Annotated in this window: 18 protein-coding genes; 6 read left to right on the plus strand and 12 right to left on the minus strand. The window is 34.7% G+C overall.

Features of this window, described 5'->3' with window-relative positions:
• The first annotated feature begins 23 nt into the window (after nucleotides 1-23).
• The 3 genes from DB891_RS02260 (at nucleotide 24) to DB891_RS02270 (ending at nucleotide 5,508) form a co-directional block, all read left to right on the plus strand.
• Nucleotides 24-3,197 (plus strand): efflux RND transporter permease subunit, encoded by a 3,174-nt coding sequence (locus DB891_RS02260; RefSeq protein WP_116760130.1) that lies wholly within the window; start codon nucleotides 24-26, stop codon nucleotides 3,195-3,197.
• Nucleotides 3,187-4,554, plus strand: coding sequence for an efflux transporter outer membrane subunit (locus DB891_RS02265; RefSeq protein WP_116760131.1), 1,368 nt, complete (start codon nucleotides 3,187-3,189; stop codon nucleotides 4,552-4,554). The genes DB891_RS02260 and DB891_RS02265 overlap by 11 nt, the downstream gene beginning before the upstream one ends.
• Before the next feature lie 171 nt (nucleotides 4,555-4,725).
• Nucleotides 4,726-5,508, plus strand: coding sequence for a bestrophin-like domain (locus tag DB891_RS02270; RefSeq protein ID WP_116760133.1), 783 nt, complete (start codon nucleotides 4,726-4,728; stop codon nucleotides 5,506-5,508).
• 91 nt (nucleotides 5,509-5,599) lie between these two features.
• Here the strand turns inward: DB891_RS02270 and DB891_RS02275 are convergent, their stop codons facing one another.
• From DB891_RS02275 to DB891_RS02310, 8 genes are all read right to left on the minus strand, one after another.
• Nucleotides 5,600-6,010, minus strand: a complete 411-nt coding sequence (locus tag DB891_RS02275; RefSeq protein WP_116760135.1) for a BrxA/BrxB family bacilliredoxin — start codon at nucleotides 6,008-6,010, stop codon at nucleotides 5,600-5,602.
• Between the two features lie 168 nt (nucleotides 6,011-6,178).
• Nucleotides 6,179-6,775: a hypothetical protein gene (locus DB891_RS02280; RefSeq protein ID WP_116760137.1), complete on the minus strand. Its 597-nt coding sequence runs from the start codon at nucleotides 6,773-6,775 to the stop codon at nucleotides 6,179-6,181.
• A gap of 97 nt (nucleotides 6,776-6,872) precedes the next feature.
• A complete protein-coding gene (locus tag DB891_RS02285) occupies nucleotides 6,873-7,382 on the minus strand; it encodes a hypothetical protein (protein WP_116760139.1) in 510 nt (169 codons plus the stop codon).
• A gap of 72 nt (nucleotides 7,383-7,454) precedes the next feature.
• Entirely contained in the window at nucleotides 7,455-8,402 is a 948-nt protein-coding gene (locus tag DB891_RS02290; protein ID WP_116760141.1) for a hypothetical protein, read from the minus strand.
• 34 nt (nucleotides 8,403-8,436) lie between these two features.
• Nucleotides 8,437-8,853, minus strand: a complete 417-nt coding sequence (locus DB891_RS02295; protein WP_116760142.1) for a hypothetical protein — start codon at nucleotides 8,851-8,853, stop codon at nucleotides 8,437-8,439.
• A gap of 77 nt (nucleotides 8,854-8,930) precedes the next feature.
• Entirely contained in the window at nucleotides 8,931-10,070 is a 1,140-nt protein-coding gene (locus DB891_RS02300; protein ID WP_116760143.1) for a hypothetical protein, read from the minus strand.
• Between the two features lie 144 nt (nucleotides 10,071-10,214).
• A complete protein-coding gene (locus DB891_RS02305) occupies nucleotides 10,215-10,679 on the minus strand; it encodes a thioredoxin family protein (RefSeq protein WP_116760144.1) in 465 nt (154 codons plus the stop codon).
• Between the two features lie 168 nt (nucleotides 10,680-10,847).
• A complete protein-coding gene (locus DB891_RS02310; RefSeq protein ID WP_116760146.1) occupies nucleotides 10,848-13,124 on the minus strand; it encodes a TonB-dependent receptor in 2,277 nt (758 codons plus the stop codon).
• Between the two features lie 89 nt (nucleotides 13,125-13,213).
• On the opposite strand from DB891_RS02310, the gene DB891_RS02315 reads away from it, so the two are divergent.
• The 3 genes from DB891_RS02315 (at nucleotide 13,214) to DB891_RS02325 (ending at nucleotide 17,264) form a co-directional block, all read left to right on the plus strand.
• Nucleotides 13,214-15,085, plus strand: coding sequence for an Nramp family divalent metal transporter (locus tag DB891_RS02315; RefSeq protein WP_116760147.1), 1,872 nt, complete (start codon nucleotides 13,214-13,216; stop codon nucleotides 15,083-15,085).
• Nucleotides 15,086-15,180: 95 nt separating this feature from the next.
• Nucleotides 15,181-15,834, plus strand: coding sequence for a metal-dependent transcriptional regulator (locus tag DB891_RS02320; RefSeq protein WP_116760149.1), 654 nt, complete (start codon nucleotides 15,181-15,183; stop codon nucleotides 15,832-15,834).
• 323 nt (nucleotides 15,835-16,157) lie between these two features.
• Nucleotides 16,158-17,264, plus strand: coding sequence for a hypothetical protein (locus DB891_RS02325; RefSeq protein ID WP_116760150.1), 1,107 nt, complete (start codon nucleotides 16,158-16,160; stop codon nucleotides 17,262-17,264).
• A 234-nt stretch (nucleotides 17,265-17,498) separates the two neighbouring features.
• On the opposite strand, the gene DB891_RS02330 is transcribed toward DB891_RS02325, so the two are convergent.
• The 4 genes from DB891_RS02330 to DB891_RS02345 all read right to left on the minus strand — a co-directional run bounded on the left by DB891_RS02330 (nucleotide 17,499) and on the right by DB891_RS02345 (nucleotide 20,754).
• Nucleotides 17,499-17,981: a YybH family protein gene (locus tag DB891_RS02330; protein WP_116760152.1), complete on the minus strand. Its 483-nt coding sequence runs from the start codon at nucleotides 17,979-17,981 to the stop codon at nucleotides 17,499-17,501.
• Between the two features lie 302 nt (nucleotides 17,982-18,283).
• Nucleotides 18,284-18,409 carry a FeoB-associated Cys-rich membrane protein gene (locus DB891_RS02335; protein WP_185965990.1) on the minus strand — a complete coding sequence of 42 codons (126 nt, stop codon included), beginning with the start codon at nucleotides 18,407-18,409 and terminating at the stop codon, nucleotides 18,284-18,286.
• A 6-nt stretch (nucleotides 18,410-18,415) separates the two neighbouring features.
• Entirely contained in the window at nucleotides 18,416-20,515 is a 2,100-nt protein-coding gene (gene feoB / locus DB891_RS02340; RefSeq protein WP_116760156.1) for a ferrous iron transport protein B, read from the minus strand.
• Complete coding sequence (locus DB891_RS02345) at nucleotides 20,512-20,754, minus strand: FeoA family protein (RefSeq protein WP_116760158.1); 243 nt, start codon at nucleotides 20,752-20,754, stop codon at nucleotides 20,512-20,514. Before DB891_RS02345 ends, feoB begins: the two co-directional genes overlap by 4 nt.
• Nucleotides 20,755-20,782: the final 28 nt, after the last annotated feature.

Raw genomic sequence — 20,782 nt, forward strand, 5'->3', positions numbered from 1 at the left:
CTAAATAATTTAGAAACATCATTATGGGAGAATTTTTTGTTAGAAGACCAATTGTAGCCATGGTAATCAGTATCATCATTGTGATACTCGGATTACTGGCATTACAAAAAACACCAATATCACAATATCCAGACATCAATCCGCCGGTTGTAAAAATCACGACCAGCTTTACAGGTGCTAATGCTTTGAATGTGGAGCAAGCGGTTGCTACTCCAATTGAGCAAAAAGTAAATGGAGTGGAGCAAATGCTTTATATGAAATCTACAAATACCTCTGATGGAGCTTGTACGATTGAAGTTACTTTTGATGTAGGGACCAATTTGGATAATGCCAATATGCTTACGCAAAACAGGCAAAATCAATCGGCACCATTTATGCCGTCAAGTGTGAAACAACAGGGAGTTGTGGTGAAGAAATCATTGTCGTTTCCGATGATGTTGTTTACCGTTACATCGACCAATCCAAAATATGATGCTAAATTTTTGAATAATTATGCGAGTATCAACATTGTTGATCAATTGGCTCGTATCAAAGGAGTTGGTGAAGTTTCACTTTTTGGAGGTAGTGATTATTCGATGCGGGTTTGGTTAAAGGCCGATATAATGAGCAAACTTGGGGTCACTGTTGACGATGTGAAAAATGCCTTGAATGCCCAAAATATGATTAGCCCCGGCGGAAAATTTGGAGCAGAACCGGCACCAATGGGAACTGATTTTACTTATGGCGTTACCCTTCAGGATCGTTTGGTTACCGAAAAACAATTTGCCAATATTGTGGTTCGCAGTAAGGAAGATGGAGCACAAGTTTTGTTAAGTGATATTTCTCGAATAGAATTAGGAACAGAAAATTACAGTTCTTCGGCTCGAAGAAACAGTTCACCAAGCGCCGTTATTGCTTTATACCAAATGCCGGGAAGTAATGCTCTCGAAGTGTCTGAATTTGCCAAAAAAGCAATGAAGGAAATGTCTGAAAAATTCCCTAAAGACATTGTTTATCAAGAATCATTGGATACCACACTTGCAATTACGGCGGGTGTAGAAGATATCGTTCACACGCTTTTTGAGGCTATTATTCTGGTTATTCTCGTGGTGTTTATATTCCTTCAAAACTGGCGCGCTACTTTAATTCCATTGATAACCGTTCCGGTTTCATTGATTGGAACTATTGCTGTTTTTCCGTTATTAGGATTCTCTATAAACACACTATCACTATTAGGATTAGTACTAGCAATTGGTATTGTTGTCGATGATGCCATTGTGGTGGTAGAAGCTGTGATGCATCATATTGAAAAAGGCAAATCTCCTAAAGAAGCAACCATACAAGCCATGCGTGAAGTTTCTGGACCAGTAATTGCCATTGCACTTATCTTGATTGCGGTGTTTGTACCCGTTGCAATGACACCAGGAATCACAGGACGTTTCTATCAGCAATTTGCCATAACCATTGCGGTATCTGTTGCCTTTTCGGCATTTAGTGCTTTGTCATTAAGTCCTGCATTGTGTGCCATGTTATTAAAACCTACAAAACCAGTCGAAGAACAAACAGGATGGTTGGCTAAGTTTTTTGCAGGGTTCAATAGAATTTTCGAAAAAGCGACTGGCGGTTATTTAAAAGGAGCTACTTTTTTTGCTAAAAAAGGATTTCGTATTGTTGTTTTATTGGCAGTAGTTTTATGTGCTGTTGCATTTTTTGGCAAAAAAATTCCGTTAGGATTTATTCCAGAAGAGGATCAAGGGTATGTCTTGGTTAATATCGCATTGCCTCCTGCATCCTCTCTTCAGCGTACCGATGAAATTTCAAGAAAAGTGGATAGCTTTTTGAAAGAAGAAGAATCCATATTGTCTTATACTACAATCAATGGATTTAGTATGCTTACCAATTCCTATCAACCCAATAATGCTTTTATTTTTATATCCTTAAAGCCTTGGGAAGAAAGGACAGAAACGGCTAAACAATTCGCGGATCGATTGAATAAAAAATTAGCAACACAAATTACAACTGCAACGGCTTTTGCTTTTGGCCCACCGGCCATTCAAGGTTTGGGAGCATCGGCAGGGTTTAGTTTAATGCTACAGGATAGAGGAGGAAACACGCCTCAGTATCTAGCTGAGCAAACACAAGCTTTTATTGCTGCTGCTCAAAAACGTCCTGAAATAAAAAGAATTTATACCACTTTTAATGCGGGTACACCTCAAATAAAGTTAGATATCGATAACGAAAAGGCTATGAAATTAGGGGTTCCTGTTTCAAAGGTTACAGAGGTATTGGGCGCCTTTTTGGGAGGAAGTTATGTAAATGACTTCAATCGTTTTGGTCGCCAATATAAAGTGTATTTACAAGGTGATGCTGTTGATCGATTAAAACCTGAAAATCTAAATAAAATTTATGTAAGAAATAACAACGGAGATATGTTGCCTGTATCTACTTTGGTTACAGCCACAAAAGTTACAGGGCCTGATTTTACCAACCGTCTTAACTTATTCAGATCAGCTGAAATAGGAGGAAGTCCGAATGATGGATACAGTAGTGCCCAAGCATTGGACGCATTAGAAGAAGTAGCCAAGGAAACTTTGCCTGCCGATATGAGTTACGATTATATCAATCTTTCTTATCAGGAAAAACATTCACCAGGTGGAGGCTCAGTGTTTTTGATGGCCTTGATTTTTGTGTTTTTAATTCTTGCAGCACAATACGAAAGTTGGAAATTACCCTTTAGTGTATTGCTAGGAGCGCCTTTGGCGGTTTTTGGTGCTTTTTCTGGGTTGTTTTTGGCGCGAATTGGAAGCGATGCCTATGTAAATAATGTCTTTGCACAAATTGGGTTGGTATTACTCATCGGGTTGGTCGCAAAAAATGCCATCCTTATCGTTGAGTTTGCTAAAGAAGAATATGAAAAAGGGGTGCCACTTTATGAGGCTGCAATGGTAGCAGCCAAGCTTCGTTTTCGTCCTATTTTAATGACTGCTTTTGCCTTTATACTAGGTGTTGTTCCGTTGCTTACCGCTACAGGTGCTGGCTCGCAGGCACGTATTGTAATGGGAATGGCCGTGTTTAGCGGGATGTTGATAGCCACAGTACTCGGGGTGTTAATTGTACCGGGTTTGTATGTAATGATAGAAAGTATCGGAAAAAAGAAAAATGAGGTGGTAACTCCTGAAAATAATATGGATTCAAATACTACAGAACATGATGAATAAATTAAAACTAGTAATAGTCATCCTTATACTTGCAATACTTCCTGTGGGGTGTTTGGTAGGCCCTAAATATCAAAAGCCTGAAGAACAAAATGCCGCTAGTTTTCAAAACGGGCCTGCAAGTGTTGATACATTGGCCTCGGTGGTCAATGTCAAATGGTTTGATCTTTTTAATGATGAAGTTTTAAAAAGACTTATCTACAAAGGATTAGAGAATAATTATGATATGAAAATTGCTATGGCTCGTATTGAACGTACCCGAGCTGAATTAGGATATACCAAAGCGGATTTATTACCGGCCATAGGATATAGCGGAACAATAAATAGTAATGAAAAGACATTTATGCCTTCTAATGCTGCAGCTACTTTGTCTTGGGAATTGGATTTTTGGGGGAAAGTACGCCATGAGAATAGAGCAGTTCAAGATGAATTACTGGCTAGTGAAGAAGGGCGTAAAGTTATTCTTTCGAATCTGGTAAGTGATATTGCAGTTGCTTATTTTCAGCTTCGTGATTTTGATAATCAGTTGGTTGTTACTCAAAAAACGTTGGAAACAAGACAAAAAGCATTTGATATCATAAATCAAAGGTTTTTGGCGGGTTATGTTTCAGAAGTGGATAAAGTGCAAATTGAGCAACAAGTCGCCATTGCCGAAGCTGCGATACCTGCCATTAAGAGACAAATTACGAATCAAGAAAATACAATTTCAATCTTGTTAGGTCAGGCTCCTGGTCCAATTGAGCGCGGTAAAACAAATCTGGAGCTTCAAGTGGCGAATACTATACCGGTTTCTATTCCGTCTATTTTGTTAAAAAACAGACCCGATGTGAAACAAGCCGAAATGTATTATATGGCATCCAATGAAAGAATAGGAGTGGCACAAGCCATGCGTTTTCCGTCTTTTAATATTGCGGCTTTAGCAGGTTTTGCCAATAGTGACGTGAGCGCTTTGTTTAATAGTACTTCGTATATACAAAATGCAAGCGCAGCTGTTGTAGGACCATTGTTTAATTTTGGAAAAAATAAAAGAAGAGTAGACATCTATAGACAAATTGCCGAAGAATCGAAACTGTCATATCAAAAGACCTGTATTGTGGCTGTTGCAGAAGTGGAGCAAGCGTTACAAAATGTGAGAACCTACAAGGAAGAATGGGCAGCTCGAAACAAACAGGTACTTGCCGCTAGGAAGAACTTGGAATTATCGGATGCCAGATATTATAATGGTTATGTTTCTTACTTGGAAGTTTTAGAAGTGCAACGTTCCCTATTTGATGCTGAACTGAGTCTTTCCCAGTTAACGCAAAGTCAACTTAGTTCAATGATACAATTGTATAGAGCTTTAGGAGGAGGTTGGAATTAAAAATCCATTAAAATCATAATTAGAAAACCACGCAATTTGCGTGGTTTTTTGTTTAAATCATTTTCTGACAAGACTTCTATTCTACAACATTGTCAAAATTTGATTGTTTTTAATGAAGTGTGTGTAAATAATTGTAAATTTATGTGTTAAATATAACTAAATGAATTGATTATGATGGATTATTATATACTTCAGAATCTGGTAATGTACCTAATTCCTTTTTTTTGTGTGCTAGTTCCAATTCTTTTAGGTCAGCGATACGGGCTTTATTTAAAAACAAAGGCTGTTAAAGTAAGCGATGCTCCTGTTGGATCTGTCGTTGGTGCGTCACTTGGTTTGTTGGCTTTCATGTTGGCGTTTACTTTTCAAATTGTCGATAACCGCTATAACGAACGCAAAAAACTTTTGCTTGATGAGGTAACAACTATTCGTACTACTTATTTGCGTGCCGGACTAATACCGGAGCCTTACAAATCGAATACGAGAAAACTATTGATTGAATATACCGATTTGCGTGCTTCAATAGTTGATGATATAACACCTCAAAAAATAGCATACTTAAAAAGCAGATCTCAAGTGATTTTGGATACGCTTTGGCGTTATTCAGAAGCGTTGGGAGCTATAGATCGGAGTTCGGAAGCCTATTCTCTTTATATGTCATCTACAAATGATTTGAATGAGATATACAATCATCGGGTTACCTATACTTTTGAGTATCGCATTCCATTTGCTATTCTATGTATTTTAGGCATTATCACTTTTTTTTCAATGTTTATACTGGGTTATCAGTTTGGGATTTCGGGTAAGAAAAATAACATTGTTGCCGTTTTAATTTCTGTTATTTTTGCTTCATTGATGTGGTTGATTCTTGCACTTGACCGACCGGAAAAAGGATTTATCCGATTGAATCAAAAACCAATAATTACACTTTATAAACAGTTACACGAGAAATAAGCATTGAATTATTTTTAATTTAGGCAACCATTAGAATCAAAAAAAAACCATCCGTTTCTGGATGGTTTTTTGATTTGATGCATTTTAAAGCTTAGCAATACTCGTTGAAAGCATCTTTTAAGTTTTCTGCAATAGTTTCTGCTGGACGCCCTTCAATGTGGTGACGCTCTAACATGTGAACCAATTCACCATCTTTGAACAAGGCAATACTTGGTGAAGAAGGAGGGAAAGGAAACATAAATCCTCTTGCAGCTTCTACAGCTTCTCTATCTACTCCTGCAAAAACAGTTACTAGGTTTGAAGGTTTTTTTGCATTATCTAAACTCATTTTTGCTCCCGGACGTGCATTTCTAGCAGCACAACCACATACAGAGTTTACTACTACAAGTGTTGTTCCTGCTGATTTTATTGCGTTTTCTACAGCTTCTACAGTATGTAATTCTTGAAAACCAGCGACTGTTAATTCAGCCTGCATTGGTTTTACCATTTCTTCTGGATACATATTTTTTATTTTAAGTTTAACTTTTGAGCTGCAAAGTTACAAAGTTTAGTTGCAAGAACTTAATTTGAAGTATAAAGTTTTGTTATAGTTTGATTTTGAACTTTTAAAATCATTTGTTATTTATCATAGAATGCTCTATCAGGACTTATTTCAATGTGTGCTTTGATCTTATTCAAAGTATTTATTAATGTCTGATTTGAATTTTTCATATTCATTAGGCAATATCTTTTTTTCGAAAAACAACATATTAAACAAATTGTAAAATTCATAAAGAATTTCAAAGTCATTTTCATTATCAAAGTTGATTTTGATACGAGCATAATTTGAATCATTCTCGTTTAAAAATTTAACATAAGGATCTCTTCCGTTCAGGAATGAAAATGATTTTATTGGTGTTGCATAGTACTCTGAATCCGTATCTAATCCTTTTTCAAGGTTTCGTTTAAGCCATTTTTTTGTTTTTTCAAGGTCGTTTGCAATTGAATTATATTCTGCTAGTTCGATTTTGAGTAATTGAATCTTGCCTTCAATATCATTGTTTTTTTCTAGATGTTTACTTAAAGTCTTATAAATATCAATGAATAAGCAATCGTTTCCTCTTGTACAACACATACAAGGCAAAATGAATTGACTACATCTATAATTGTCAACTGTATTTAAGTACAATCCCCAATTTTTGTTTAGCCAATTTTTAACATAAGTAATTGTTAGCGATTTGTTATTTGACTTTTCGGTTAATTCTGAGATTTGGTTTAAATAACTCATCCTTGAAATTTGTTTAAGGTCTAAAAATCATTATTCAAAATTTATGAATAATAATTTTACAGTTTATTTACTAAGGGAAATACTTTACATTTCGTAACTATTTATGATTAAATTTCAGTTGCTTTTGTAAATCCAAAATTTTAGATTCAAGTCGAGTTATTGTTTTATCACGATAATTAATGTCTTCTATTGCAATATGAGTTCCGTACTTGTTTAATTTTTCGACATAGGATAACAGTTCTTTGAAAAACACTTCAGAATGCTCCGAATTGTCGAATGGGATTACTTTTTCAAAATCTAATTTATCAGTTATTTTTACTTTTTGACATACAGCATAATGATTAGGCTTAATTACAACACTCCAAGTCTCATCTCCTTCAAAAGAACATTTGATATCGTCTAAAACCATAAAATTACCGATAATATCTTGTATTGAATTATTTTTTATAATATGCTTATAGAAGTTATTATTTTTAGATGCAGAATCAAACTTCCAATTGGATTCTATTACATAAATTATTTTTTTTAAGTCAATTTTTTCAATTGATGCTGTTTGCTTTATATGTTGAGAATCATTAAGAATAAGAGTATAGTATTTTTTATTCATTGAGGATAAGTAAAAAGAGGTTAGCTAACTAAATCAAAGTGTTTTTGAATGAATAGTTTAGTATAACTTCCGTTAATATTTATATTTTTCTATAGAATCTATTCTTGTTTCAGATAAGCTATACCAATTAGCAATAGTTTTAGTTCTTTTGTCAATAACTATTGCATTTTCAAATTTTGTATTTCCAATAATATTTAATTCTATTACTGCTATTTGATAATCATCTTCTAAATAATTTAATTTACCATCCTGATTGTAATTGTAAGTTTGTTTTCCAAAAAAATTTAATTGTAAAAAATTGATCTCATCATAAAATTCTTCAAGTTTAGAAGAATCTAATAACGCCATTTCGCTATCATCAATACACTCATAAGATAATTCCATTTCATATAGTAAATTACTATACTCATCATGAAATTTATTTTTAAAATACTTTTTTTTATCAATCATTTTATTTCCAAACTCTGTGATGATTTCTGTAGTTGTTGATATAAAATAATCATCTTCATCCGTTATTTTTTCCGTTGGTTTTAGTTTGAATAAATCATAATTTAACTCATTATAGAAATATAATTTTCTATGTAACAAATCTTCGACCTCCTTATTCGTAATTATTTCCGATCTAATTAATTTATTTTGATTTATTGGAGTTTCAGTACCGTATTGTGTAGCTATATTATTTGCACTAAAAAAAGTTTCTGTTTTTATAAGCATAGTTTTTTTTAAAACTGCGTCTTCATCAAAATATTCAAATGTAGTTAGGCAAGTCCAATAGTCGTGATGTTCATCTGACCCTTCAGTAATAATTTGAGATAGTTTCCCTAATTCGTTATAGTATAATTTTTCACCATTAAAAATTAGCAGTCTATCATTTTTATCAAAAATAAGCTCTGTATCAACGAATCCGTTTGTTCCTCTATTAAATTTCTCATCAAAATTCGGATTAGAATAGTTTATAAATCGATAGGTGTCAAAACATCGATTTCCTTCCATTCTTAAATTTATTTTCTTGTAGCTCATTTTTTTATTATTACCTAATTAGTTTATTTTGAAGTCAATCTATCTTTCTAACAAACTTCCAATCTTTACCATTTTTATCCGTGACTTTCAATGTATTCCCTTCTACGACACCTTTAATTTCACAATTAAACATATTTTCAATTTTACTGCATTGTCCTGCAAAATTAAGTGTAAAATTTGGTTTGGTGTATTTATAAGTTCCTAAGATTAAACTTTGTTGGGGATACCACATTGATACTTGGGTGTTTGGATTTGAAAAGTAAAGATCGAAGGCTTCTATTTCTGTGCATGTCCATTCCGTTTGATATAAATTATCCGGCGTTTGTGAATTGGTGGTTTCTTCATCTTTACTACAACTGTATATTAATGTCAGCATGACAGCCATCAAACTGCTTTTAAACATGTTTTTTATATTGCTTTTGTTTGCGAATTCTAATAATTTTTTTCTCATTTTATTTGCTCTTTAAGTTTTGTAACGCAAACATATTAACTAGAATGAGACATTATTGTTTTCTGCAAATTTGCAAACTAAAAAGGTTGGCCTTTATAGGTTTCCGGTTCGTTTTCTTTTGGTTTTAATATTGGTATTCTTTTGACATCGCTCCCAAAACCGCTGCCTGATATGATGTAATTATCAGCATATTGTTTATCCATAAGCTTGTAAAATGCTGATTTTATTCTGGATATATGTGTGTAAATTGCCTTGCTGTTAAGGTCGGTCAAATCATCTATACTTTGCAACATTTTATCATAATCAGCCTGATAGGATATTTTTGAATAAAGTTGTTCTAACTCTTTTTTGTACAAGTGTAATTGCTTGATATTTATTCCTTCCGGATGATTGTAAAACAATATGTAAATTGACTTTGTTAAGTGGCTTAGAGGGATTTCGACGTTGCCAAAATACGGTAGTGAAATTCTAAAATCAGTATCAATATTAATTTTGCTGACTGATTTCAAATCGATTTCATCAGCGGTGTTGTTGATGATGTTTTTAAGAATAGGCAAAGCATATAAAAGTTGTCCATTGTTTTTCAAGTCTTTTAGTTGTGCCTCTATTTGCTTTATTTTGGCTACTGTTTCTTCATCTAATCCCTCAAAAGGATCTGTTTTTTGGAATTCCCTTCTTGAAAAAGCAAGGTTATCAAGGGAATTACTTATGGTAATAAATTCCTCATTCAGGAATTCAAATAATCTTTCAAAAGGTTTTAGATTAAGGTTGGAAAAATGAAGATCATCACATTCAATTAAATAAAACAAATTGTCCTTTTTTAATAAGAACCCGGATTGAATATTGCCATTGTAGCCCAAACTATTTAAGATAGTTTTACAATATGTAGAATTAAGTAATGACGAACTTAATAAGCCTTTAATGTAGTTTAAGTGTGGTAAGTAGTATTTAATGATTTCTTCAATGGTATCGGTTTGGATTTGAATTTTTGACAAGTAAATAAATTTCTTGTCAATCTTAGTAAATCGTTCGAAAAGCAGATGGTAATTTGATTTTAGATAATTCCCAAGAAAATGGTTGTTTTCTTCAATATCGAAAAACAAAACCATATCTTCTTCAAAATTGAACTCGGATAGGTTTAAGTTTTGCTTTGTCATTTCAAAGCCTTCAATATTGAAACCTTTGAAATAATTGGATAAGTTTTCTGAGTAAATCAAGGTTTGGTTGTTAACATTTAATCAAGTTTAAAAAGATTGATATACAACTTAAAAGATGTAAGTTCAATTGATATGTAAATCTAAATGTTTTAACCTTAAAAACCAATTCAAATTATGAGTAGACTACTTATGTAAAACAACTCATTATTTTATCTTTTTTAGAATGGATAGTAAGTCTTTGCTGTTTAGAAAAGAATGCTTTTGGAACACTATTGAAAAATCAGGCTGTAAAATAGTAAGAGTAGGGTAAATTACTTGAGAATTAATGGTCGCTAATGCTGTGGCAAGTTCATGAATTCCTGTGTTTTGTCCATTTGGTTGAAATTCAAATGTATGATTATTGAACTGTATGTCTTCTTTGCTTTCGGCATCGAATGAAATAAAGTAGAAATTTTCGTTTAAAAGAGTAATGATTTCAATGTTTTTGAAAGTTGAATTTTCCATCATTTTGCAGTAGTTACACCAGGTTGTATGGATGAAAATTACTAAAGGTTTTGGGTTTTCTTTGGATAATTTTTCGGCTTCTTCAAAAGCATAGGTTTTCAATTGGGCAAAACCAGATGGAATCGTCCAAAAGAAAATCATTAGTATGTAGATCCATTTTTTCATTTAAAATTTGTTTGTATTTGTAAGTGATGGCAAAGAAGTAATATGTTTTTCCCTTAGCCCTGATCGCAGTGATATCCTTTGCTTTTTTTCTTTAAAAAAGCAAAGATAAAACGGAGAGCAGGATTCTTCTTTCCCAAAAAGCCTAATGTTTCTGCTTCTTCAAAAGTTTTAAAATAAATTATAGCGCAGTCCGAAGAAACCTCTAATCCCTTGATTGGGTCCGTAAACATAAGTTGTGTCAAATGTCAACCCATAGGGATTGGCTGGTGTTACCAATACTTTTCCGTTCGAATCATATTGTACATTTTTGTCAAAAGGATCTTCGGTTCTGGAAATCAGGAAAGGATTGTTTTGTTTTGGAGTAAAGTTAAGTAGGTTTTTGATGCCGGCATATAGTTCAAAACCTTTAATTCCGGTGTAGGTTAACTGTATGTTTTGTAAACTGTACCAAGGAGAGTATGGATTGCGGGGGTCTGTCTCGCTCAACAACGGCAATTTCATCGGACTGTACACATTTCCTGTGTAGTCTATGGCGAGATTTATTTTGTTTATTTTATAGGATACACTCCAAGTAGCCGTGAAATTCTCTGTTAGGTAGGGTCTTGTTTTTATGCCATTTTCCACATTGGAGACATCCATATACGTAGCTCCTAATATGAATTTTAATCCATTGGTGAAATTGATATCAGTATTACAACTGATTCCTTGGCTCAAAGCATAACCATCAATGTTGTCATAAATGATTTTGTTAGGGTCAGTTGCATAATCCGATACTATTTTATTACTGAATTGGGTATAAAAAGCGGTGGTTTCAATTCCTATAAAAGTGCCATTATTTAAGTAGATTTTCTTTATATAATTCAAATTGGCGTTCATTGATTTTTCAGGATTCAGATTATTGGCAATTACGACTTCTCGTGACCCTGTCAATGCGGCGTGGTCTTCAGTAAATAAATTGACTACCCTAAAACCGGTTCCTGCATTAAAACGCAGGATATTGTTTTCATTTATTTTTAATTTATAGGCCATTCGAGGCGTTAAAATATTTCCGTGTATGGAATTGTAATCATATCGTAATCCCAATAATACTTTGTGTTTCTCGCTAAAAGCAATTTCATCTTGAACAAAAATACCAGGGAGCCATGTTTTTTCGGGATTGTTTTCGTTTAAAAGTGCGGTAGATTGTGTGTTGTCATCATAGTATGTATAGCGAGAGGCTATTCCGGTAAGTAAATCGTTTTTTCCTGTTTTTTTGTCCCATGTAAGTTGAAGGAATCCAATTTTTTGATTTGCAATATAAGAGGTTGTGCCATAGCGACTGTCTTGATAATGAACCGTTCCAGAAAAAGCCAACATTAATTTTTCGGTTGTTGGCAGTTGATAGCTCCCTAAAAGCTCTCCTCTTTTTGTATAAATGCTCTCGCCGTAAATTTCATCTCCTCCACGGTATTTTTTCTCCCAATGTATATCTCCACCCCAACGATCTTCGTACATACCTCGAACGGCAATTGTGAATAATCGGTTTTGTTCTCGAGAGAAATTCCATTTGTTAAAAAGCGAAATTCTATTTTGTGCAGTTACATCCGTAAACCCATCATGGTCATTGTCAATTGTTTGGTTGTAATTGTAGTAATTCAATCCTAATAGCGAAGTTGCTTTTTTAGTAATATTAAATTTCACTCCCAAATCGGCATTGGTCTCTAGCCAAGAGGTTGTAAATACATCGGCTGAAAAGAGGGGAGCATTACTTGGGTTTTTGGTGATAATGTTAATTAAGCCTCCTACAGCTTCACTTCCATACAAGGAAGAGGCAGGACCTTTTACAATTTCGATTCGTTCTACCAATGAATTTGGAATTCCAGACAACCCGTAAACGGTTGACAAACTACTGACAATAGGCATTCCGTCTATCATTACCGAGGTATAGGGGCCCTCAAGTCCATTGATGTGAATATCTCCAGTGTTACAAACGCCGCAGTTGAGTTGCGGTCTTACTCCGTTTACATTTTGTAACGCCTCGTAAATACTAGCCGTTGGATTTTTCTTGAAGAATACGGGAGTGTACACTTCTACAGGAACAGCACTTTCTAGTCGTTTTATGGCCTTCAAAGTTCCTGAAACTACTACTTCATTCAGTTCGTTGTCGTCTGGTTGCAGTTCAAAATTCAGTTGAACTTTCTCTTTAGTTTTTATAGAAATGCTTTTTCTCTGGGTTTTAAATCCGGTTGTCGAAACTTGTATTTTGTAATTCCCTTGAGGTATATCCCAAAAGGTGTAAGTGCCAAGGCTGTCTGTTTGTTTTTCAAAACTCGTGTCTAATATTTCAATAGATGCTTTTTCAACGGTAGCAGTTTTATGGGTAATCAATCCAATGATTGATATGTTTTCTTGTGAGTGTACAGCTTGAATTAGAAACAAAGCAACCGCAATAAATATTTTTTTCATTTAATTCAAAATTAATTTTAGGCAAATCTAAAAAAAATATTTCATTACTGTAAAGTTATTTTATATATTTGTTTTTTAAATGTTTAAAAATGTCCAAATCACTAGAAGAAGTAAACCAATCGGTCACTACACAAAATAAAACAACAGTATTCAGAAAAATATTAGCCTTTTTTGGGCCAGCCTATTTGGTCAGCGTTGGCTATATGGATCCGGGAAATTGGGCGACAGACATAGCGGGAGGAAGTCAGTTTGGATATGCCTTATTGTGGGTATTGCTGATGAGTAATTTAATGGCACTGCTGCTGCAAAGCTTAAGTGCTCGATTGGGAATCGTTACCCAGCGTGATTTGGCGCAGGCCTCTCGAGAAACCTATTCGAAATTCATTAATTTCATTCTTTATTTTCTTGCCGAAATTGCCATTGCTGCCTGCGATCTGGCAGAGGTTTTAGGAATGGCCATTGGTATCAATTTATTGTTTGGAATCCCGTTGATAGAAGCGGTTATGATCACTGTTTTGGATACTTTTTTATTGCTTTTTCTAATCAATAAAGGGATTCGTAAAATGGAAGCGTTTATCATAGTACTCGTTATGATTATTGGATTCTCCTTTATATTCGAAATGATATTTGCGCAACCCGAAATGGGGAAAGTGATTTATGGCTTGATTCCTTCTTTACCCAATGAATCGGCACTTTATATTGCTATTGGGATCATTGGGGCCACGGTAATGCCTCACAATTTGTACCTGCATTCCTCTTTGGTGCAAACCAGAAAATTCGATCGAAGTCCAAAAGGCATCAAACAAGCCATAAAATATAATTTTATAGATTCTACGATCGCCCTAAACATGGCTTTCTTCGTGAATGCGGCTATTTTAATTTTGGCGGCAGCCACATTCTATAAAAACGGAATGTTCGAAGTGGCCGAAATTCAAGATGCTCACCGTTTTCTGCAGCCTATGTTAGGAACTAAGTGGGCACCCATTTTATTTGCGGTGGCCTTAATAGCTGCGGGACAAAGTTCTACGGTTACCGGAACCTTAGCGGGACAAATTGTGATGGAAGGCTATTTGAATTTACGCATTCAGCCTTGGGTCCGTCGAATTATTACGCGCTTAATTGCGATTGTACCTGCCGTAATTGTTATTTTAATTTTTGGCGAAAGCGTAACCGGAAAAATGTTGATTCTAAGTCAGGTAATTTTAAGTTTACAATTGGGATTTGCTATCATTCCGCTTATTCATTTTGTGAGTGATAAAAGAAAAATGAAAGGATTTCATATTAGCAGAACCACGCAAGTTGCTTCATGGATAGTGGCTTTGATTATTGTTTCGCTCAACGCTAAATTGGTTTATTCGGAAATTCAAGGGTGGTTAGAAACTTCAGAAAATCCATTAATTCTTTGGTTGACGGTAGTGCCTTTGGCAATTAGTTTTTTGATTTTATTGCTTTATATAGTCTTCGAACCTTTTGTCAGCAAGTCAAAACCTGCAATCGAAAATCATTCTCCGCATCTTTTGTCCTTAAAATTTACTCCAACTGAAACCTATTCCTATAAGAATATTGCCGTTTCAGTCGATTTTTCTACAGCCGATGAAGCTGCATTAAACCACGCTTTCGAATTGGGTGGAATGGATGCCAAATACACTTTGATGCATGTGGTTGAAACTGTTGGCGCCATGATGTATGGTGATGAAGCCGATGATCATGAAACTAGCATTGATGAAACGCTTTTGCATGAATACAAAGAGATGCTTTCGCAAAAAGGTTTTAAAGTTGAGACTCAATTAGGGTTTGGAGATCCTGCCAAAATTATCCCAACGATAATAAACAGTGGGAATTTTGATATTTTGGTCATGGGAACACATGGACATACGGGCTTGAAAGATTTGATTTTTGGTACCACAGTAGATAAACTACGCCACAAAATTTCTATACCTTTGTTTATTGTAAAAAATTAAAGATAGTATTAAGTATTTTGTATCAAGTATTAAGATATTGGTGTTAAATTTTTACTTCTAAAATCAGTAATCTAAAATCTACAATCACAAATCAAATGACTTTTTCCGAAGAAAATTACCTAAAAGCCATATACCATCTTACCACTCGATTAGATTCCGAAGTTAGTACCAATGCCATTGCTGAAATGATGGAAACCAAAGCTTCTTCGGTTACCGATATGCTTAAAAAGTTGGCCGAAAAGGACTTGGTAAACTACAAAAAATACCAAGGAGTTTCCCTAACTGAAAATGGTAAGCTGGCCGCCAAAATGATCGTGAGGAAACACCGTTTATGGGAAGTGTTCTTGGTCGAAAAACTTGATTTTTCTTGGGATGAAGTGCATGATATTGCCGAACAACTCGAGCACATAAAATCGGAGAAACTCATCAATAAATTGGATGATTTTCTGGGTAACCCCACCGAAGATCCACACGGAGATCCTATTCCCGATGCGTTAGGACGTATGGTGACTATAGAAAAGCAATTGCTTTCGGAGTTAGTGGGGAATCAAACCGGAATATGTGTTGGAGTAAAGGACAATTCTTCTGATTTCTTGAAATACCTGGATAAACAACAAATTGGTTTGGGTTCTAAAATTGAAGTTGTGGCTAAAGAAACCTTCGATTTGTCACTGAAAATTAAAGTAAATGGCACTGAATTGGCTATTTCGAATAAAATAGCGAGTAATTTATTTGTGAAGTTGGTTTAGTAAATGGTTTATTTCAAAACCTTTACTTAGGCATTATCGAGGGTTTTAAAAGTTCGATACTCAATAATTTCAAAAGGAACACATTGAGATTTTGGGTGTGTTCTTTTTTAATTTGTCAAAAAAAAACTTTACCAGTGTGAGGTGAATAGAAGTTGTAAAGCGGTTATTTCCTTTCTCTTGGTTCAAGATATTCCATCGGGGTCATAATTTATTAAGTTTTGTTTGCTATATTTACAATATGATTGAAGCGTAAAAACATAGAGGTTTCCCTTTTGTTGTTCAATAGTAGCGTTAAATTTTGTTTATTTTAAAATTACACAAACATGAAAATGAGGTTTATAACATTTTTAGCAATAGTATTAAGTTTATCTAGCTTGACTGCTTTTTCACAAACAGAGGGTTCAACTGGAGAATTAGGTCTTCCTGGGGATAATTTGGATCTTTATGCCGTTTTGGATCTTTTTCAGAAATCAAAGACAATCGAGGATTTTGAAAAGTCATTGAATGATGAAAAAACCAAGATTAACAATTTAGATTTAAACGATGATAAAAAAGTAGATTTTATTAAAGTGGAAACCAAAAAAGATGGTGATGATTTTACTTTTATACTTAGAGATCCAATAAGTAAAACGGAAACTCAGGATGTTGCCGTTATTTTAGTCTCAAAAGACAAAAATAAAAAGATAAGCTTGCAGATAGTTGGCGACAAAAATTTGTATGGAAAGGACTATATTGTTGAGCCTACCCCAAAAGGAAGTAGTGGAGTTACGGCCAACCCAGCCTATACGGGATCTGATCCAGTTACCGTGAATGTACCAGCGTCGACTACGACAGTTATAGTAGAACAAGTGCCAATTGTACAGTATGTTTATTCACCGGTATATGTTCCCTATTATCCGCCTTATTATTATGGTTATTACCCACCTTATTATACGGCTTTTGCGGTCATGGCTGTAGGGATTTATCGTCATAATTATTATCATTATCATGGGGGAGGTTATGGATATCATAATACAAATGTTTATGTTAATCATAATAGTTACAATAATTATAATAACAATAGCAGAAACAGTTCTAATACTATTTCGCACAATAACGTAAATAATAATAGAAATAATGCTTCTACACGTGATGGCAAAAGAAATAACACTTCTACACGTGATGCAAATAAGCCTTCTGCTTCAACTCGAGATGTCAACAAATCTTCTGGTTCAACGCGTGATGCCAGTAAAGCTTCTGCTTCAACCCGTGATGCCAGTAAATCTTCTGCTTCATCTAGGCCGTCAACTTCCAATTCAATGAGTTCTTCACGTTCTAGTTCAAGTTATAATAGGAGTGGAAACAGTAGTGGGGGATATCGATCTGGTGGCGGTGGCGGTGGTTACAGAGGTGGCGGCGGTGGCGGCGGTGGCGGCGGAAGAAGACGTTAATATTGCCGGTTTTATTTGAAAACAATGACGTATAAACATAAAAAAAACCTGATAACAAATACTGTGTTATCAGGTTTTTTTATGTGCTAAAAAGAGATTCGCAATGATGTATTATTGTTGGTTTTTAAAATAATCCATTTGTGAATTCAAAACAGCAGGCGCAGTTTGTTAACGTTTAAAAAGACTGCTCAAAAAAGTTGTCTGACAGTCTTTGTATATATGGGGTGTTTTTTATTAGTCTGGTAAATCGGAGGAGCTCATGTCTCTTAGGCAAAAATATTTGCCGTCTTTTCTTACAAATAAGCTCATGTAATTTCCCGAATTTACAATTACATCAGTAGAATCCACTACTTTATAATAGCCAACTTCAACCACTTGGGCTCCGTCATTTGACGCAAAAACTTCGTTGGTTTTAAATGAAATTTTGTGGCCTACGGAAATAGTATCTCTATGGGTTTTTAAGTACTCAACTATTGCTGCTTTACCCACTATTGGTTGGCTGTTTTGTGGATAGGTTACGGCATCATCGGCATAGTATCCTATGCTTTTCATGATTCCAGCATTATAAGTAGCCGCAAATTCATTTTCTTTGGCTTGAATTTCCTCTTTGATTTGGTTAGTGTCTATAACCGCTGCTAGGGGTTCTTCTTTTTTACAGGAAATAAATACTAACAATACACTTGATACAACTATTCCTTTAATAAACATTTTTTTCATAATATTCAGTTTTTTTAAATTTAGGCATTAAGCAATTGAAAATTAATGACCTAAATTTAAGATAAAAAAACGAAATGAAATGGTTTTTGTACTAGAAATTCGATTAATTAGTATCTATTGTAGGGTTGAATCTTAGTAATGAAGGCGTTTTTTAAACGGAGAGTTCAAATGAGGGAAGTTTATTTTAAAAAATAGGGACTTAAGATACGCTTTAGAAATCCGCTGTAAATTATTACTGCTAATAATAAAGTAAGCTCATTTTGATAGGAATTGTTAATTTTGTTTTTAAATTTAAAAAAAAATTAACTACACCCACAATTATCACCACTTCCGCAGTTTTTATCCGATTTTTTTTTGAAGAAAAACTTTCGAATCAAAAAAGCAAGTGCCAAAATTAGAATAATAAAAGCTATTATTTCTTGAATCATAATACCCTATTTTAGAATTTGAAAAGCTATTAATGCCACCAAATAGGCCAATGTACTCATGAAAACAAGTTGACCAGCAGGCCATTTCCAAGAGTTGGTTTCTTTTTTGGTTATGGCTAGTGTACTGGCACATTGCATGGCAAAGGCATAGAATAAAAGCAATGAGATACCCGACGCAAAATTGAATATCTTTTGGCCTGTTATAGGATTCACTTCTGCAGCCATTTTGTTTTTTATAGTGGTTTCATTGTCGGTTCCGCCCACGCTGTAGATGGTTGCCAACGTGCCTACAAATACTTCTCTTGCCGCAAACGAGCTGATGATGGCAATACCGATCTTCCAATCATAACCCAAAGGGGAAATTACGGGTTCGATGGTTTTTCCCATAAGTCCGATATAAGAGTTTTCGAGCTTTTGTGATGCAACAGCATTATTGAACTCGGTTGGAGACAACGGATGTGCTTTGGTATTCTCTTTTATTATTTGTTCGGCGTTTTTAAACTGTTTTCCGGGGCCGTAGGAGGCCAAAAACCATAATATGACCGATATTGCCAGAATGATTTTACCGGCGCCAGAAACAAAGGCTTTTGTTTTCTCAATCACGTTGATGGCCACATTCTTGAACATTGGCAATTTATAGTTGGGCATTTCAACCACGAAGAATGTTTTGCCTTTTACTTTTAAAATAAGATTCAAAATATACGCAGCCAATATTGCCGTTCCGAAACCAATAACATATAAAAGCATTAAGGTTAATCCTTGTATATTTAGTATTCCTAAAACATAAGTGTCTGGAATAACCAATCCGATAATAATGGCATAAACGGGCAATCGAGCCGAGCAGGTTGTAAAAGGAGTTACCAGTATAGTAATTAAACGTTCTTTCCAGTTTTCGATGTTTCGAGTCGCCATAATGGCCGGAATGGCACAGGCTGTTCCCGAAATTAGGGGAACTACACTCTTACCTGACAATCCAAATCTACGCATGATTTTGTCCATCAAGAAGACCACACGACTCATATAGCCGCTTTCTTCGAGTAATGAAATGAATAAAAACAAGAAGGCAATTTGTGGAATGAAAATCAAAATTCCGCCGATTCCTGGAATTATTCCTTGTGAAATCAAATTAGTCAGCACGCCCGAAGGCAAATGTTCACTCGCCATTGTGCTTAAAGTGGCAAAAGTGCTGTCAATAAAATCCATCGGAATTTTTGACCATTCAAAAATAGATTGAAAAATCACAAATAAAATGAGGAAGAAAATAACGTAACCCCATATTTTGTGGGTAAGCACACGGTCTAGTTTACTACGAAAATCCTTGGCAACACTGGAATCTACTTTTAAGCCCTCTTTTAGCACATCATTAATAAACTGATAGCGCTTGATGGTTTCTTTTTGTTGCAATCGTTTCAAATCGGAATGCGATTTGGTAAACGAGCCATGGATCTCATTGCGTTCCAGATTCAAAAAGTTGACATCTTGCGTAATAACCAACCACAGTTTGTATAACAACTGATTAGGAAAGGCATGACGAAGACTGTTGAAATATTCGACATCAATACTCGACGCATTCAAACAAGGTTCGCTTGAAATGGTTTTATAACTAACAATCAGGTTTTTTAATTCCTCTATTCCGTGACCTTTTCTGGAACTAATCAGTGCGATTTTGGTTTTTAAGTGTTCTTCGAGATAAGGAATATCAAGAGTAATACCTTTATGTTCCATTCGATCGGCCATATTAATGACTAAAATAGTAGGGATTTCAAGGTCTTTTATTTGGGTATAAAGAAGTAAATTTCGTTTTAGGTTCTCTACATCGGTAACCACTAGAGCAACGTCTGGATAGAGTCGGTCGTTTTTATTCAGTAAAAGTTCAATGACAACGCTCTCATCAATTGAACTGGCGTTTAAACTATAGGTTCCTGGTAAATCGAGAATATTCGCTTTGATGTTGTTGGGTAGTTTACAAAAACCCATTTTTTTCTCTACGGTAATTCCGGGATAGTTCCCTACTTGCTGGTTCAAACCCGTAAGTTGGTTGAAAACCGAAGTTTTCCCCACGTTTGGATTCCCAATTAATGCAACATTGATATTTTTTAAACTCATTTTTCTTTGTTTTTAATGAGTTCCACTCCAATCTGTTTTGCCGTTTCGATACGAATGGCAAGATGAGAACCATTAATATTCAAGTACAAAGGGTCTCCAAAAGGAGCAATTTGAAGTAATTCGACTTCATTGCCTGGTAAACACCCCATTTCCAGTAGTTTTAATGGAATAACATCGATATCAAAATCCAGTATTATGGCTTTTTGCCCTTTTTTGAGAGAATGTATCGTTGTCTGCAAAGCTTATTTAGATTGAATTAAGATTGCA

This window comes from Flavobacterium laiguense (assembly GCF_003097655.1).
GTDB lineage: Bacteria > Bacteroidota > Bacteroidia > Flavobacteriales > Flavobacteriaceae > Flavobacterium > Flavobacterium laiguense.

Bases quoted from the DNA above. Each gene is read 5' to 3' on its own strand.
- DB891_RS02260 (WP_116760130.1), top strand. From the start codon at position 24: ATGGGAGAATTTTTTGTTAGAAGACCAATTGTAGCCATGGTAATCAGT.
- DB891_RS02265 (WP_116760131.1), top strand. From the start codon at position 3,187: ATGATGAATAAATTAAAACTAGTAATAGTCATCCTTATACTTGCAATA.
- DB891_RS02270 (WP_116760133.1), top strand. From the start codon at position 4,726: ATGATGGATTATTATATACTTCAGAATCTGGTAATGTACCTAATTCCT.
- DB891_RS02275 (WP_116760135.1), bottom strand. From the start codon at position 6,010: ATGTATCCAGAAGAAATGGTAAAACCAATGCAGGCTGAATTAACAGTC.
- DB891_RS02280 (WP_116760137.1), bottom strand. From the start codon at position 6,775: ATGAGTTATTTAAACCAAATCTCAGAATTAACCGAAAAGTCAAATAAC.
- DB891_RS02285 (WP_116760139.1), bottom strand. From the start codon at position 7,382: ATGAATAAAAAATACTATACTCTTATTCTTAATGATTCTCAACATATA.
- DB891_RS02290 (WP_116760141.1), bottom strand. From the start codon at position 8,402: ATGAGCTACAAGAAAATAAATTTAAGAATGGAAGGAAATCGATGTTTT.
- DB891_RS02295 (WP_116760142.1), bottom strand. From the start codon at position 8,853: ATGAGAAAAAAATTATTAGAATTCGCAAACAAAAGCAATATAAAAAAC.
- DB891_RS02305 (WP_116760144.1), bottom strand. From the start codon at position 10,679: ATGAAAAAATGGATCTACATACTAATGATTTTCTTTTGGACGATTCCA.
- DB891_RS02310 (WP_116760146.1), bottom strand. From the start codon at position 13,124: ATGAAAAAAATATTTATTGCGGTTGCTTTGTTTCTAATTCAAGCTGTA.
- DB891_RS02315 (WP_116760147.1), top strand. From the start codon at position 13,214: ATGTCCAAATCACTAGAAGAAGTAAACCAATCGGTCACTACACAAAAT.
- DB891_RS02320 (WP_116760149.1), top strand. From the start codon at position 15,181: ATGACTTTTTCCGAAGAAAATTACCTAAAAGCCATATACCATCTTACC.
- DB891_RS02325 (WP_116760150.1), top strand. From the start codon at position 16,158: ATGAAAATGAGGTTTATAACATTTTTAGCAATAGTATTAAGTTTATCT.
- DB891_RS02330 (WP_116760152.1), bottom strand. From the start codon at position 17,981: ATGAAAAAAATGTTTATTAAAGGAATAGTTGTATCAAGTGTATTGTTA.
- DB891_RS02335 (WP_185965990.1), bottom strand. From the start codon at position 18,409: ATGATTCAAGAAATAATAGCTTTTATTATTCTAATTTTGGCACTTGCT.
- feoB (WP_116760156.1), bottom strand. From the start codon at position 20,515: ATGAGTTTAAAAAATATCAATGTTGCATTAATTGGGAATCCAAACGTG.